At 60.4% G+C, this 12728-nt stretch carries 24 protein-coding genes; all 24 read right to left on the reverse strand.

Features of this window, described 5'->3' with window-relative positions; translation table 11 throughout:
- Nucleotides 1–17 precede the first annotated feature (17 nt).
- The gene (locus tag LOC54_RS02040; RefSeq protein ID WP_279312156.1) at nt 18–1037 is read right to left on the reverse strand and encodes a DNA-directed RNA polymerase subunit alpha; all 1020 of its coding nucleotides are present in this window, start codon (nt 1035–1037) and stop codon (nt 18–20) included.
- Between the two features lie 116 nt (nt 1038–1153).
- Nucleotides 1154–1546, reverse strand: coding sequence for a 30S ribosomal protein S11 (gene rpsK, locus LOC54_RS02045; protein WP_279312157.1), 393 nt, complete (start codon nt 1544–1546; stop codon nt 1154–1156).
- 118 nt (nt 1547–1664) lie between these two features.
- Entirely contained in the window at nt 1665–2042 is a 378-nt protein-coding gene (rpsM, locus tag LOC54_RS02050) for a 30S ribosomal protein S13 (protein WP_279312189.1), read from the reverse strand.
- Between the two features lie 120 nt (nt 2043–2162).
- Nucleotides 2163–2831 carry an adenylate kinase gene (locus tag LOC54_RS02055; protein ID WP_279312158.1) on the reverse strand — a complete coding sequence of 223 codons (669 nt, stop codon included), beginning with the start codon at nt 2829–2831 and terminating at the stop codon, nt 2163–2165.
- On the reverse strand, nt 2828–4195 hold the full coding sequence (secY, locus tag LOC54_RS02060) for a preprotein translocase subunit SecY (protein ID WP_279312159.1): 1368 nt from the start codon (nt 4193–4195) through the stop codon (nt 2828–2830). The genes LOC54_RS02055 and secY overlap by 4 nt, the downstream gene beginning before the upstream one ends.
- Nucleotides 4196–4329: 134 nt before the next feature.
- Nucleotides 4330–4815, reverse strand: coding sequence for a 50S ribosomal protein L15 (gene rplO / locus LOC54_RS02065; protein WP_279312160.1), 486 nt, complete (start codon nt 4813–4815; stop codon nt 4330–4332).
- Between the two features lies 1 nt (nt 4816).
- On the reverse strand, nt 4817–5002 hold the full coding sequence (gene rpmD / locus LOC54_RS02070; RefSeq protein ID WP_279312161.1) for a 50S ribosomal protein L30: 186 nt from the start codon (nt 5000–5002) through the stop codon (nt 4817–4819).
- Nucleotides 4995–5567 carry a 30S ribosomal protein S5 gene (gene rpsE, locus LOC54_RS02075; protein WP_279312162.1) on the reverse strand — a complete coding sequence of 191 codons (573 nt, stop codon included), beginning with the start codon at nt 5565–5567 and terminating at the stop codon, nt 4995–4997. The genes rpmD and rpsE overlap by 8 nt, the downstream gene beginning before the upstream one ends.
- 15 nt (nt 5568–5582) lie before the next feature.
- The gene (rplR, locus tag LOC54_RS02080) at nt 5583–5945 is read right to left on the reverse strand and encodes a 50S ribosomal protein L18 (protein WP_279312163.1); all 363 of its coding nucleotides are present in this window, start codon (nt 5943–5945) and stop codon (nt 5583–5585) included.
- A complete protein-coding gene (gene rplF, locus LOC54_RS02085; protein WP_279312164.1) occupies nt 5945–6478 on the reverse strand; it encodes a 50S ribosomal protein L6 in 534 nt (177 codons plus the stop codon). The genes rplR and rplF overlap by 1 nt, the downstream gene beginning before the upstream one ends.
- 10 nt (nt 6479–6488) lie before the next feature.
- Nucleotides 6489–6887 (reverse strand): 30S ribosomal protein S8, encoded by a 399-nt coding sequence (rpsH, locus tag LOC54_RS02090; protein ID WP_279312165.1) that lies wholly within the window; start codon nt 6885–6887, stop codon nt 6489–6491.
- 9 nt (nt 6888–6896) lie between these two features.
- The gene (gene rpsN / locus LOC54_RS02095) at nt 6897–7202 is read right to left on the reverse strand and encodes a 30S ribosomal protein S14 (protein ID WP_279312166.1); all 306 of its coding nucleotides are present in this window, start codon (nt 7200–7202) and stop codon (nt 6897–6899) included.
- A 136-nt stretch (nt 7203–7338) separates the two neighbouring features.
- Nucleotides 7339–7908, reverse strand: coding sequence for a 50S ribosomal protein L5 (rplE, locus tag LOC54_RS02100; RefSeq protein WP_279312167.1), 570 nt, complete (start codon nt 7906–7908; stop codon nt 7339–7341).
- A 10-nt stretch (nt 7909–7918) separates the two neighbouring features.
- A complete protein-coding gene (gene rplX, locus LOC54_RS02105; protein ID WP_279312168.1) occupies nt 7919–8239 on the reverse strand; it encodes a 50S ribosomal protein L24 in 321 nt (106 codons plus the stop codon).
- Nucleotides 8239–8607: a 50S ribosomal protein L14 gene (rplN, locus tag LOC54_RS02110; protein WP_010666045.1), complete on the reverse strand. Its 369-nt coding sequence runs from the start codon at nt 8605–8607 to the stop codon at nt 8239–8241. Before rplN ends, rplX begins: the two co-directional genes overlap by 1 nt.
- 14 nt (nt 8608–8621) lie before the next feature.
- Nucleotides 8622–8894, reverse strand: a complete 273-nt coding sequence (gene rpsQ / locus LOC54_RS02115) for a 30S ribosomal protein S17 (RefSeq protein ID WP_279312169.1) — start codon at nt 8892–8894, stop codon at nt 8622–8624.
- Between the two features lie 11 nt (nt 8895–8905).
- Nucleotides 8906–9112, reverse strand: coding sequence for a 50S ribosomal protein L29 (rpmC, locus tag LOC54_RS02120; protein ID WP_279312170.1), 207 nt, complete (start codon nt 9110–9112; stop codon nt 8906–8908).
- 3 nt (nt 9113–9115) lie between these two features.
- Complete coding sequence (gene rplP / locus LOC54_RS02125) at nt 9116–9532, reverse strand: 50S ribosomal protein L16 (RefSeq protein ID WP_279312171.1); 417 nt, start codon at nt 9530–9532, stop codon at nt 9116–9118.
- A gap of 13 nt (nt 9533–9545) precedes the next feature.
- On the reverse strand, nt 9546–10223 hold the full coding sequence (rpsC, locus tag LOC54_RS02130; RefSeq protein WP_279312172.1) for a 30S ribosomal protein S3: 678 nt from the start codon (nt 10221–10223) through the stop codon (nt 9546–9548).
- A gap of 2 nt (nt 10224–10225) precedes the next feature.
- The gene (gene rplV, locus LOC54_RS02135) at nt 10226–10636 is read right to left on the reverse strand and encodes a 50S ribosomal protein L22 (RefSeq protein ID WP_279312173.1); all 411 of its coding nucleotides are present in this window, start codon (nt 10634–10636) and stop codon (nt 10226–10228) included.
- A gap of 2 nt (nt 10637–10638) precedes the next feature.
- On the reverse strand, nt 10639–10917 hold the full coding sequence (rpsS, locus tag LOC54_RS02140) for a 30S ribosomal protein S19 (RefSeq protein WP_279312174.1): 279 nt from the start codon (nt 10915–10917) through the stop codon (nt 10639–10641).
- Nucleotides 10918–10931: 14 nt separating this feature from the next.
- A complete protein-coding gene (gene rplB, locus LOC54_RS02145) occupies nt 10932–11762 on the reverse strand; it encodes a 50S ribosomal protein L2 (protein ID WP_279312175.1) in 831 nt (276 codons plus the stop codon).
- Nucleotides 11763–11778: 16 nt separating this feature from the next.
- Complete coding sequence (locus LOC54_RS02150; RefSeq protein WP_279312190.1) at nt 11779–12075, reverse strand: 50S ribosomal protein L23; 297 nt, start codon at nt 12073–12075, stop codon at nt 11779–11781.
- A 35-nt stretch (nt 12076–12110) separates the two neighbouring features.
- The gene (gene rplD / locus LOC54_RS02155; protein ID WP_279312176.1) at nt 12111–12725 is read right to left on the reverse strand and encodes a 50S ribosomal protein L4; all 615 of its coding nucleotides are present in this window, start codon (nt 12723–12725) and stop codon (nt 12111–12113) included.
- Between the last annotated feature and the right edge of the window lie 3 nt (nt 12726–12728).

The raw sequence follows: 12728 nt of genomic DNA on the forward strand, positions 1-12728 counted from the left end.
TTTCCTGACTTATCGGATCAGAAGGACTCGTCGAGCCGCTTCGCGAGATCCTCGATGTTCTCCGGCGGCCAGGCCGGAATGTTCATACCAAGGGAGAGACCCATGGAGGTGAGAACCTCCTTGATCTCGTTGAGGGACTTGCGCCCGAAATTCGGCGTACGCAGCATCTCCTGCTCGGTCTTCTGTACCAGATCGCCGATATAGATGATGTTGTCGTTCTTCAGGCAGTTTGCGGAACGCACGGAGAGTTCCAGCTCGTCCACCTTACGCAGAAGGTTACGGTTGAATGGCAGATCGTCTTCCGGCTCTTCCTGCTGGACCGGACGCGGCTCGTCAAAGTTGATGAAGAGCTGGAGCTGGTCCTGCAGGATGCGGGCCGCAAGCGCGACCGCGTCTTCCGGCGTGACCGTGCCGTTCGTCTCGACCGTCAGCAGAAGCTTGTCATAGTCCGTGACCTGTCCGACGCGGGTCGGCTCGACCTTGTAGGACACGCGCTTGACCGGGGAGTAGATCGCGTCGACCGGGATCAGGCCGATCGGTGCGTCTTCCGGACGGTTGGCGGCGGCCGGGACGTAGCCCTTGCCCGTGTTGACGGTCAGTTCCATGCCGAGCTTCACGCCGTCATCGAGCGTGCAGATCACGAGATCGGGGTTCATGATCTCGACACCGTGTCCGGTCTCGATCTGCCCGGCTCTGACTTCGCCGGGGCCTGTGGCTGTCAGCACCATCCGCTTCGGACCTTCGCCGTGCATGGCGAGGGCAAGCTGCTTGATGTTCAGCACGATGTCCGTGACGTCCTCACGCACGCCGGGAACCGATGAGAACTCGTGCAGGACGCCGTCGATCTGGATGGCTGTGATCGCGGCACCCTGAAGCGAGGACAGCAGGACGCGGCGAAGGGCGTTACCGAGCGTCATGCCGAAACCGCGCTCGAGCGGCTCGGCAACAACCGTTGCGACATGCGAACGGGACGCGCCGGACTCCACTTCCAGCTTCTCCGGCTTGATCAGGGACTGCCAGTTTTTCTGGAGAACCAAGGGGGCGGCCTTTCAAAAACAGGAACCACCGGGGTACGGCGGCGGAACTCCGGCTGAACCGAAGCAGCGGCAGAAAGAAAGGCGGGGCACTGATATGCCCCGCAGATCCGATCAGATCAGACGCGACGACGCTTGCGCGGGCGGCATCCGTTGTGCGGCACCGGCGTCAGATCACGGATGGAGCTGATGGAGAAGCCGACGGCCTGCAGGGCGCGCAGGGCGCTCTCGCGCCCCGAACCGGGGCCGGAGACTTCGATCTCAAGCGTTTCCATACCGTGCTCGCGGGCCTTGCGTCCTGCGTCCTCGGCTGCGACCTGGGCGGCATACGGCGTGGACTTACGTGAGCCCTTGAAGCCCTGCGCGCCGGCAGAGGACCATGCGATCGCGTTGCCCTGGGCGTCCGAGATGGTGATCATGGTGTTGTTGAACGTGGACAGCACGTGCGCCACGCCGGAGATGATGTTCTTGCGCTCTTTCTTACGGATACGCGGTGTGGCGGCCTTCGCCATGCTTTTCGTCCTGTCTTAACTGAACTCCGGGACGGCGCATGACCGCCCGGGGACGACCGGGGGCCGTCCGGAATTGATTGACTGCATCAGTTCCGGATGATCTCCGGAACAGCCTGCCTTAACGGGTCGCCTTTTTCTTACCGGCGATCGCGACGGCCTTACCTTTACGTGTGCGTGCGTTGGTATGCGTCCGCTGGCCACGCACCGGCAGGCCGCGACGATGACGCAGGCCGCGGTAGCAGCCGAGGTCCATCAGGCGCTTGATGTTCATGGCCGTCTCGCGGCGCAGATCACCTTCAACCCGGTAGTCGTTATCGATCGCCTCACGGATCTTCATCACTTCGTCGTCGCTGAGCTCGTTCACGCGACGGGCTTCAGGGATGGACAGCTTCGTGCAGATCTCGTGCGCCTTGGTGGCACCGATTCCGTAGATATACTGAAGACCAATAACGACCCGCTTATTGGTCGGGATGTTCACGCCGGCAATACGCGCCACGCCACTCACTCCTCATACGCCCTGCCAGAGGGCGTGATATTTACTGCAGCCGCTCTGCGCGGCGCGTCATTCAGAGGGCGCGCAATAAACCACGCCCCCGCGAGAGTCAATCTGAAACTATCACTTCTTCGTGAGTTTCGTTATTCCATCCATAACGGCATCGATCTGAGAACTGACTTCCTCAATCGGTGCCATGCCATCAATGACGGAGATAAGGCCTTTGCTTTCGTAGTAGGGCAGCAGGGGCTTCGTCTCGGCATTATAGGCATCAAGACGTTTCATCACGGTCTCACGGTTATCATCCGGCCTGCGGATGAAGTCGTGTCCTCCGCAGATATCGCAGACGCCGTCCTTCTGTGTCGGGCGGAAGCTGTCGTGGTAGCTTGCGCCGCAGCTTTTGCATGAGAAGCGGCCTGAGATCCTGTCAGCCAGAACCTCCTCATCCACTTCCAGAACGAGAACAGTGTCTATGCGACTGTCTGTCCTCGTGAGCATGGCATCCAGAGCTTCGGCCTGAGCGACCGTGCGGGGGAATCCGTCGAGGATGAATCCCTTCGCGCAATCCGGCTTCGCGATGCGGGATTCGAGCATGGCCACGATGACGGAGTCCGGGATGAGCTTCCCGGCTTCCATGAGGCCTTTTGCTTCCAGCCCGATCTGCGTTCCCGCAGCGACCTCAGCGCGGAGCATATCACCGGTTGAGATCTGCACGATCCCGTACTGCTGCTCCAGGCGCTTTGCCTGCGTGCCTTTTCCGGCCCCCGGGGGGCCAAGGAAAATAATATTCATCGACGCACCATTCTCCGATTACCCGTGCTGCCACGCGTCCGGTTGCGGCCGATAAGGCCCTGATACTGATGCGCGACCAGATGGGACTGAATCTGTGTGACCGTATCGATCGTTACTGAGACGATAATGATCAGACTTGTCCCGCCGAAATAGAACGGCACGTTGTAGTGGCTGATGAGAATCTGCGGAAGCAGGCAGACCGCCACGAGATACAGCGCACCGATTGTTGTCAGACGTGTGAGGATCCGGTCGAAATAGGTTGCCGTTGCGGCACCGGGACGCACGCCCGGGATAAAGCCGCCCTGTTTTCTGAGGTTATCGGCTGTTTCTTCCGGATTAAACGTCACTGCTGCGTAGAAGTAGGAGAAGAACAGGATCATTGCCGCATAGAACAGCATGTAGAGCGGATGTCCCTGCCCCAGGGATTCTCCGAGTGAGGAGAGCCATCCCGGCATGTTCTTGCCGTTCATGAAGCCTGCGATCGTGACCGGGATCAGCAGCACCGACGATGCGAAGATCGGCGGGATCACACCGGCCGTATTCACCTTGAGCGGCATATGCGTGGCTTCTCCGCCGAACATGCGCTGACCCATCTGACGCTTGGGATACTGGATCACCACGCGGCGCTGTGCCTGTTCCATGAAGACGATGAAGACGATCGTCACCGCAGCGAGAAGCAGGAAGCCCACGACGAAGACCGGGGACAGCGCACCCGTGTAGCCAAGCTGGAGCAGCGAGGCGAGTGCATGCGGCAGGTTCGCTACGATACCTGCGAAGATGATGAGCGAGATTCCGTTACCGACTCCGCGGGAGGTGATCTGCTCCCCGAGCCACATCAGGAACATCGTTCCGCCGACCAGAGTGATCACGCAGGAGACGACGAAGAACATCCCTGGATCGATCACTGCGGATGTGGTGCCCGTGCCCATATGCTGCAGACCGACGGCGATTCCGTAAGCCTGAAAGAGAGCGATCGCGACCGTCAGATAGCGTGTGTACTGATTGAGCCGCTTACGGCCCTGCTCGCCTTCTTTCTTGAGCGACTCGAGAGAGGGGATTGCCGTCGACATCAGCTGTACGATGATGGAGGCCGAGATATACGGCATGATGTTCAGGGCGAAGACGGTCATACGTCCGAGCGCACCGCCTGAGAACATATCGAACATGCCCAGAATACCACCGCGATGCTGAGCCATCAGGAGGCCCATCGCCTTTGCATCCACGCCCGGAACCGGGATGTAGGTTCCAAGCCGGTAGATGATCAGTGCCCCCAGCGTGAACCAGATACGTTTCTTCAGTTCCGTCGCTTTTGCGAAGGCTCCGAAATTCATACTGGAAGCCAGTTGTTCGGCAGCGGAAGCCATAGACCCGTTCCCTTTACACAAACAGCGCCGCCGCAAAGCGGGACGCTGTTATGGCAGATTCTCTCGAAGCTGCAAAACCCGTAAATACGGAGCAGGGCGCGATGCACAGCTGCATCGCGCCCTGCTCATTCGCTTCAGGCAGCGGGGGCTTCTTCCGCCTTCGCCACCGTCGTCTTGATCGAGCCGCCGGCTTTCTCGACAGCTGCGACTGCAGCTGCGGAGGCACCGGAGACCTCAACCATGATCGCACGGGAAATCTCACCGCGAGCCAGAAGACGGACACCGGCATAACGTCCGGAGCCTATCAGACCGGCCTTGTGCAGGTTTTCCTCGTTCACGGAAGCCGCATCCAGCTTTCCGTCAGCTATTGCCTTCTCGACCGCATCGAGGTTTACGGGAGCGTAAACCTTGCGGAAGATGTTTTTGAAGCCGCGCTTGGGCATACGGCGATACAGCGGAAGCTGACCACCTTCGAAGCCGTTCAGGGACACGCCTTCACGTGCCTTCTGACCCTTCACACCCTTACCCGACGTCTTGCCTTTACCGGAGCCTATGCCTCGGCCAAGACGCTTCTTACGATAACGCGCACCGTCGTTATCGCGCAGTTCATTCAGGTTCATCTCAGTCCTCCACCTTCACGAGGTGGGCCACTTTCCGCAGCATGCCACGGACAGACGGCGTATCCTGGAGATCACGGACGCGTCCGATCCTGTTCAGGCCGAGACCGATCAGCGTTTCCTGCTGACCGGGCTTGCGACCGTTTCCGGATGCGATCTGCGTGACGCGAATGGTTTTCTGGTCAGACATCCGCAGCCTCCGCAGCCTGCTCGCGCTTACCAAGAATGTCGGAAACCTTCTTGCCACGACGGCTTGCCACCGCACGCGGGCTGGCGCATCTCTCGAGCGCAGCGAAAGTTGCCTTCACCATGTTGTGCGGGTTACGGGTTCCGAGCGACTTGGCGACAACGTCGTTGATGCCGAGGCTCTCGAAGACCGCACGCATCGGACCACCTGCGATGATTCCCGTTCCTGCGTCAGCCGAGCGCAGCACGACCTTACCGGCACCGAAATGCCCGGCAACATCGTGATGAAGCGTACGGCCTTCCTTCATCGGAACGCGGATCATACCGCGTTTTGCGCGTTCGGTTGCCTTACGGATCGCCTCGGGCACCTCACGGGCCTTGCCCGATCCGTAGCCGACGCGGCCTTTCTGATCACCGACAACCACCAGGGCCGCGAAAGCGAAACGACGTCCGCCCTTCACAACCTTGGCGACGCGATTGATCGTTACCAGCTTATCGACCAGATCATCGCCCTCGCGGTCCCGGTCGCGCTCGCGGCCTCTGCCGCCTTCTCTGGGTTCACGTGCCATAGCGCGCGCCTTTCCTCAGAAGGAGAGACCGCCCTCGCGGGCAGCCTCCGCCAGCGCCTTGACGCGCCCATGATAAAGATAGGAACCGCGATCGAAGACGACCTCGGTCACACCCGCCGCTTTCGCACGTTCGGCGACAAGCTTGCCGACGGCGCCGGCCGCATCGCGGTTTGCTCCGTTGGAGGCCTGCGCACGCAGATCCTTGTCCAGAGAGGACGCGCTCGCCAGCGTACGACCGGCTACATCGTCGATCACCTGAGCATAGATATTCTTGCCTGAACGGAACACCGACAGGCGCGGACGCCCGCCGGCCTTGCGGCGGAGCTGGAAGCGCAGACGCTTGCGGCGACGCTCCCGCAGATCCTGCTGAGTGCTCATTACTTCTTCTTACCTTCCTTGCGGCGGATCGTCTCGGTCTCATACCGCACACCCTTGCCCTTATAGGGCTCCGGCTTACGATAGCTGCGGATATCCACGGCCACCTGGCCGACGCGCTGCTTGTCGATACCCTCGACAACGACAGCAGTCGGACGCGGCGTCGTGATCTTGATACCCTCAGGGATCGGATAGACCACATCATGTGAGAAGCCGAGGTTCAGGACGAGATTCTTGCCCTGGACCGCCGCACGATAACCCGTTCCGGTGATTTCGAGTGTCTTGGAATATCCTTCCGAGACGCCCTTGATCATGGAAGCAACCAGTGCACGCGTCGTGCCCCACATCATGCGGGCCTGCGCGGCGGCGCCGACCGGCGTTACCGTAACCTTACCGTCAGCCACGACCGTCTCTACCAGAGAGGTCAGCGGCAGCCTGAGTTCACCCAGTTTACCTTTCGCACTCAGAACGCCATCAGCAATGCTGACCGTGACTCCTGAGGGAATTTCCACAGGGTATTTGCCAACTCGTGACATCAGCCCCTCCTCAGAAGACGCGGCAGAGGACTTCGCCGCCGACATTGGCAGCGCGGGCCTCCGCGTCTGAAAGCACGCCACGGGGCGTGGACAGGATGGATACACCAAGACCGGCATAGACGCGCGGCAGTTCCTTGATCTTGGAATACACGCGACGACCCGGACGGGACACGCGGTGGATTTCCTTGATCACCGGATCGCCTTCAGCGTATTTCAGTTCGATGCGAAGCTGGCTGACACCCTTACGGACTTCTTCCGTGGAAAATCCACGGATGTAGCCTTCACGGCGGAGCGCCTCAAGAACATTGGCCCGCAGTCTCGATGCAGGCGCCACGCAGGCTGCATGACGCGCACGCTGAGCGTTGCGGATACGGGTGAGCATATCACCCAGGGGATCTGAAAGTGACATCGTCCGCCCTTACCAGCTCGCCTTGACCATACCGGGGATCTGACCGCTTGAGGCCAGGTCACGCAGCGCGATACGGCAAAGTTCGAATTTACGATAGTTACCGCGCGAACGGCCGGTCAGCTTACAGCGCAGACGGACACGGACACGGGACCCGTTACGGGGCAGCTCTGCCAGCTTCATGGAAGCCTCAAAGCGATCCTCGACCGGGAGCGAACGATCCATGATGATATTTTTAAGCGCAATCCGCTTAGCCTTATCGCGCGCGGCCATACGAGCGCGGTTGGCATTGCGGTTGACGGCGGAAATCTTGGCCATGCCTGATTCTACCCTCCGGAACCTGCCGGACCATTCCGGCGGTTTTCCAATAAAACTCTGTGACACCCCGACGGGGCCGGGGTGCCTTTATAATATCCAGACCGGAAAGTCCAGGATATTGCGAAACCGCTCCACCTCAGGCGGCGAACGGCAGATCGAAAGCCTTGAGAAGCGCCTTTGCCTCGGCATCGGTTTTCGCCGTCGTGACGAAAATGATATCCATGCCACGGACATCCTCGACCTTGTCGTAGTCGATTTCCGGGAACACGATCTGTTCTTTCAGACCCATGGCAAAGTTGCCGCGACCGTCAAAGCCTTTATTCGCCGGAAGACCACGGAAATCGCGGATGCGGGGCATCGCGATCGTGACCAGACGATCAAGGAATTCATACATCTGAACGCGGCGCAGCGTAACCTTACAGCCGATCGGCAGACCTTCACGGATTTTAAAGCCCGCAATAGCCTTTTTCGCGACTGTCTTGACGGCCTTCTGACCTGCGATCAGGGTCATCTCGGCCACTGCGGCGTCGAGCTTCTTCTGATCGCCGGCAGCCTCACCGACACCCATGTTCAGAACGATCTTCTCAAGACGCGGAATCTGCATCTCGTTCTTGTAACCGAACTGCTCGCGCAGCTTCGCCTTCAGTTCACTCTGATAGCGCTGCTGCATACGCGGAGCAGGACGGGCGTGCTGTGTTTCGGACATCCCGACCCCCTCAGCCTTCGATCACTTCGCCGGTCGCCTTCGCGACGCGAACCTTGCGGCCGTCTTCCAGCGCGCGGAATCCGACCTTCGTCGGCTTGCCGCTTTTCGGATCGACCAGCTTGAGGTTGGACAGGTGAACCGGCGCCTCACGCGCGATGATTCCGCCCTCCTCACCCATGCGGGCGGCCTTCTTATGGCGCTTCGCAATGGCAACGCCGCGAACGACGGCACGATTCTCTGCCGGGCTGACCGACAGAACCTCGCCCTGAACGCCACGGGAAGATCCGGTCGTTACGATGACCGTATCACCTTTTTTAATGCGCGCGGCCATTACAGCACCTCCGGCGCCAGCGAGATGATCTTCATAAACTTGCGCGCACGCAGTTCACGGACCACCGGGCCAAAAATACGTGTGCCGATCGGCTCCTGCTGCTTGTTGATCAGCACGGCCGCGTTCCGGTCGAACCGGATCGCGCTGCCGTCGGCGCGACGCACCGGGTAGGATGTCCGAACGATGACGGCCTGATGGACATCACCCTTCTTCACCTTACCACGGGGAATCGCTTCCTTGACGGACACCACGATCACGTCGCCGACCGAGGCGGATTTCCGCTTGGAACCGCCCAGCACCTTAATGCACTGCACCTGACGGGCACCGGAATTATCGGCGACCTCAAGGTTGGTCTCGGGATGGATCATTTCTCAGCCCCTGATTATGCGGATACTGCGGCCGCGGCCCCGCCAACGGTCTCACCGTTGCGCGAAATCACAGTCCACGTCTTCCGCCGGGAGATCGGAGCGCATTCTTCAATACGCACCGTGTCTCCGACCTTGCACTCGTTCAGCTCATCATGCGCCGCATATTTCTTGGAGCGACGGATAAACTTCTTGTAGAGCGGATGCATAACGCGACGATCAACAAGGACAGTGATTGTCTTGTCCATCTTGTCGCTCGTCACGCGCCCGCTGAGGATGCGTTTCGGCATCGCGAACTCCCTTACGCCTTCACCGCGGACAGAGCCGCGATTGTCTTGATCCGGGCGATGTCACGACGCACAACTCGCATGCGCGCCAGCCCTTCATTCTGTCCGGTTGCCTGCTGGAACCGCAGATTGAACTGCTCGCGCTTCAGATCGAGCAGAAGCGACTGCAGCTCATCCGACGATTTCGCACGCAGATCAGCCGGCTTCAGTGCCTTGCTCATCTCTTATGCCTCACCGATACGGGTGATGAACTTGGTCTTGATCGGCAGTTTCGCCGCACCGAGAGCCAGCGCTTCACGCGCGACTTCGGGCGGGACGCCTTCGATCTCGAACAGGATACGACCCGGCTTAACACGGGCCACCCAGTATTCCGGAGATCCCTTGCCCGAGCCCATACGCACTTCTGCGGGCTTTGTCGAGACCGGGAGGTCCGGAAAAATACGAATCCACACGCGACCAGCACGCTTCATCGCACGGGTGATCGCACGACGGGACGCTTCGATCTGACGCGCCGTGATCCGCTCGGGCTCGAGAGCCTTCAGACCGAACGTGCCGAAGTTCAGCGCGGTGCCGCCCTTCGCCAGTCCATGAATGCGGCCCTTATGGGCCTTACGGAACTTAGTCCGCTTCGGAGACAACATGGTCTTTTATCCCTCAGCGCTGCGGTGCCTGCTCAGCAGCCCGGCGGTCCTGTGCCAGCGGGTCGTGAGCAAGAATTTCACCTTTGAAGATCCAGACCTTCACGCCGCAGGTGCCATAGGTCGTCTTCGCGGTGGCCACACCATAGTCAATGTCTGCGCGCAGCGTATGCAGAGGAACACGTCCCTCACGATACCACTCGATTCGCGCGATTTCCGCACCGCCCAGACGACCGGAGCAGTTGATCCGGATGCCCTGGGCGCCCAGACGCATTGCGGACTGAACCGCACGCTTCATGGCGCGACGGAATGCAACGCGGCGCTCCAGCTGCTGTGCGATGTTCTCGGCCACGAGAGTCGCATCGATCTCCGGCTTACGGATCTCGACGATGTTCAGCGCAACCTCGACACCGGCCATACGGGTCAGTTCACGACGCAGTGCGTCGATATCCTGGCCTTTCTTGCCGATTACGACGCCCGGACGGGCGGCGTAGATCGTGATGCGGGGCTTTTTGGCCGGACGCTCGATCACGACGCGGGACACACCCGCACCGGCGAGCTTGCGGCGCAGGAAAGCGCGCAACTTCAGATCATCATGCAGCAGCCGGGAGTAGTCGCCGGCTGCGTACCAGCGGCTGTCCCAGGTGCGGTTGATGCCGAGCCGCAGCCCGACCGGATTGACTTTATGTCCCATCGTCAGGCCGCCTTCTGCTCAGTGGGCTCAGCCGCCGGCGCTTCGACGCGCTCCGCGACAACGATCTTCAGGTGACTGAAGAATTTCTCGATGCGGGCAGACCGGCCACGGCCACGGGCATGGAAGCGCCGCATGACGATGGACTTGCCTACTTCTGCTGTCTTGACCACCAGCTGATCGACATCGAGCTGGTGATTGTTCTCAGCGTTCGCGATCGCGCTCTCAAGCGTCTTCTTCACCTGCTGTGCGATGCGGCGCTTGGAGAACGTCAGCGTCGCGACAGCCTGGGAAGCGGGCTTGTTGCGGATCAGGCCGGCCACGAGATTCAGCTTGCGCGGGCTCACGCGGATGTTCCGCGTGATTGCCTGAGCCTCAGTCTCGCCCAGCGTGCGGGGGTGCTTCGGCTTGCTCATTCTCAGCCTCGCTTCGACTTCTTGTCCGCGCCGTGCCCGTGGAACGTGCGCGTGGGTGAGAACTCGCCGAACTTGTGGCCTACCATGTTCTCCGTCACCTGCACCGGCAGGAACTTGTGACCATTATAGACACCAAAAGTCAGCCCGACGAACTGCGGCAGGATCGTGGAACGACGTGACCAGATCTTGATCACCTCGTTACGGCCCGAAGCGCGCGAAACATCGGCTTTTTTCAGAAGATACCCGTCGACAAACGGGCCTTTCCAGACGGAACGTGCCATCTCTTACTGCCCCTTTACTTACCGGTTTTCCGGCGACGGATGATCAGACTGTCCGTACGCTTGTTGGTCCGGGTCTTGTAACCCTTCGTCGGCTTGCCCCACGGTGTGACCGGATGACGGCCACCCGAGGTGCGGCCTTCACCACCACCGTGCGGATGGTCAACCGGGTTCATGACAACGCCGCGGTTATGCGGACGACGACCCAGCCAGCGTGCGCGGCCTGCCTTGCCGATGTGCTGGTTCATGTTGTCCGGGTTGGACACGGCGCCGACTGTCGCCATGCACTCACCGCGAACGACACGCAGCTCTCCGGACTGCAGACGGATCTGCGCGTAACCGGCATCCTTACCGACCAGCTGTGCGTATGTGCCTGCAGAACGGGCGATCTTGCCGCCTGCGCCCTGCTTCAACTCGATATTGTGCACGATCGTTCCGACGGGGATGGCAGCCAGCGGCATTGCATTGCCCGGCTTGATGTCCACGCGGCTTCCGGCGATGACCGTGTCACCAGCCTTCAGACGCTGCGGAGCCAGGATGTAGGCCAGTTCACCGTCCTCGTATTTGATCAGCGCGATGAACGCCGTACGGTTCGGATCGTATTCCAGACGCTCGACCGTGCCCGGAACATCGAACTTGCGACGCTTGAAATCCACGTAGCGGTAGGACTGCTTGTGTCCGCCGCCACGGAAACGCGACGTCGTGCGTCCGTGGTTGTTACGACCGCCGGTTTTGTTCTTACCTTCGGTCAGGGCCTTGACGGGCTTGCCTTTCCAGAGGTCCGAGCGGTCAATCAGAACCGTGCCGCGAAGGCTCGGCGTGACGGGATTAAAGTGCTTCAGTGCCATGTGTCTCTGCCCCGCGTCACGCCAGCTTTTCGGTCAGATCGATCGACTGACCTTCAGCAAGCTGCACGAACGCCTTCTTAACGTCAGAGCGCTGACCCGGACGACCCTTGAAGCGCTTCGCCTTGCCCTTCTGGACAAGGGTGTTCACTCCGAGAACCTTCACGTTGAACAGCTTCTCGACTGCAACCTTGATCTGCGGCTTTGTGGCCGTCAGAGCAACCTTGAACACCACCTGGTTCCTCTCGGAAAGAGAAGTGGACTTCTCGGTGATGTGCGGCGCGCGGATGATGTCGAACATCGCCTCACGCGACATGGTCTCCGCCTTCCGGCGGATTGCCAGAATGTTGGTCATGCCAGGCGCTCCTTCAGGCCCTCAACCGCGGCGCGCGTGATCACGAGCACATCGTGGTTGAGAATGTCATAGACATTGGCGCCGACCGTCGGAAGAACATCGATCTTCGGTAGATTGCGAACCGCCCGCAGGAAGCCCTCATTCACCGTTCCGTCGACGATCAGGGCCGAATTCCAGCCCAGCGCCTTCAGCTTCACTGCGAGCTCGGCCGTCTTCGTCACGCCTTCGGCGGACTCCAGAACAATGAGCTTGCCTTCTTTCGCTTTCTGCGACAGCGCGGAGATCAGACCGAGACGACGCACCTTCTTGGGCAGGTCGTATCCGTGATCACGCACGACCGGACCATGAACGGCGCCACCGGTGCGATACTGCGGTGCGCGGAGCGAGCCCTGACGGGCTGAACCGGTGCCTTTCTGGCGATACGGCTTTTTCGTCGTACCCGAGACCTCGCCCATACCCTTCACCTTGTGGGTGCCGGCACGGCGCTTTGCGAGCTGCCAGTGAACCACGCGGGCCATGATATCGGCGCGCGGCTCGGCTGCGAAGATCTCGTCCGGAAGGGTTGCGGTGCCCGCGCTTCCGTTATCGAGTGTTCTGATATCGAGTTCCATAAC

The sequence above is a fragment of the Acetobacter sp. AN02 genome (assembly GCF_029759835.1).
Lineage (GTDB): Bacteria > Pseudomonadota > Alphaproteobacteria > Acetobacterales > Acetobacteraceae > Acetobacter.

Bases quoted from the DNA above. Each gene is read 5' to 3' on its own strand.
- rpsK (WP_279312157.1), bottom strand. From the start codon at position 1,546: ATGGCGAAGGCCGCCACACCGCGTATCCGTAAGAAAGAGCGCAAGAAC.
- LOC54_RS02055 (WP_279312158.1), bottom strand. From the start codon at position 2,831: ATGAATATTATTTTCCTTGGCCCCCCGGGGGCCGGAAAAGGCACGCAG.
- secY (WP_279312159.1), bottom strand. From the start codon at position 4,195: ATGGCTTCCGCTGCCGAACAACTGGCTTCCAGTATGAATTTCGGAGCC.
- rplO (WP_279312160.1), bottom strand. From the start codon at position 4,815: ATGAACCTGAATGAACTGCGCGATAACGACGGTGCGCGTTATCGTAAG.
- rpmD (WP_279312161.1), bottom strand. From the start codon at position 5,002: ATGTCTGACCAGAAAACCATTCGCGTCACGCAGATCGCATCCGGAAAC.
- rpsE (WP_279312162.1), bottom strand. From the start codon at position 5,567: ATGGCACGTGAACCCAGAGAAGGCGGCAGAGGCCGCGAGCGCGACCGG.
- rplR (WP_279312163.1), bottom strand. From the start codon at position 5,945: ATGAGCACTCAGCAGGATCTGCGGGAGCGTCGCCGCAAGCGTCTGCGC.
- rplF (WP_279312164.1), bottom strand. From the start codon at position 6,478: ATGTCACGAGTTGGCAAATACCCTGTGGAAATTCCCTCAGGAGTCACG.
- rpsH (WP_279312165.1), bottom strand. From the start codon at position 6,887: ATGTCACTTTCAGATCCCCTGGGTGATATGCTCACCCGTATCCGCAAC.
- rpsN (WP_279312166.1), bottom strand. From the start codon at position 7,202: ATGGCCAAGATTTCCGCCGTCAACCGCAATGCCAACCGCGCTCGTATG.
- rplE (WP_279312167.1), bottom strand. From the start codon at position 7,908: ATGTCCGAAACACAGCACGCCCGTCCTGCTCCGCGTATGCAGCAGCGC.
- rplX (WP_279312168.1), bottom strand. From the start codon at position 8,239: ATGGCCGCGCGCATTAAAAAAGGTGATACGGTCATCGTAACGACCGGA.
- rplN (WP_010666045.1), bottom strand. From the start codon at position 8,607: ATGATCCATCCCGAGACCAACCTTGAGGTCGCCGATAATTCCGGTGCC.
- rpsQ (WP_279312169.1), bottom strand. From the start codon at position 8,894: ATGCCGAAACGCATCCTCAGCGGGCGCGTGACGAGCGACAAGATGGAC.
- rpmC (WP_279312170.1), bottom strand. From the start codon at position 9,112: ATGAGCAAGGCACTGAAGCCGGCTGATCTGCGTGCGAAATCGTCGGAT.
- rplP (WP_279312171.1), bottom strand. From the start codon at position 9,532: ATGTTGTCTCCGAAGCGGACTAAGTTCCGTAAGGCCCATAAGGGCCGC.
- rpsC (WP_279312172.1), bottom strand. From the start codon at position 10,223: ATGGGACATAAAGTCAATCCGGTCGGGCTGCGGCTCGGCATCAACCGC.
- rplV (WP_279312173.1), bottom strand. From the start codon at position 10,636: ATGAGCAAGCCGAAGCACCCCCGCACGCTGGGCGAGACTGAGGCTCAG.
- rpsS (WP_279312174.1), bottom strand. From the start codon at position 10,917: ATGGCACGTTCCGTCTGGAAAGGCCCGTTTGTCGACGGGTATCTTCTG.
- rplB (WP_279312175.1), bottom strand. From the start codon at position 11,762: ATGGCACTGAAGCACTTTAATCCCGTCACGCCGAGCCTTCGCGGCACG.
- LOC54_RS02150 (WP_279312190.1), bottom strand. From the start codon at position 12,075: ATGTCGCGTGAGGCGATGTTCGACATCATCCGCGCGCCGCACATCACC.
- rplD (WP_279312176.1), bottom strand. From the start codon at position 12,725: ATGGAACTCGATATCAGAACACTCGATAACGGAAGCGCGGGCACCGCA.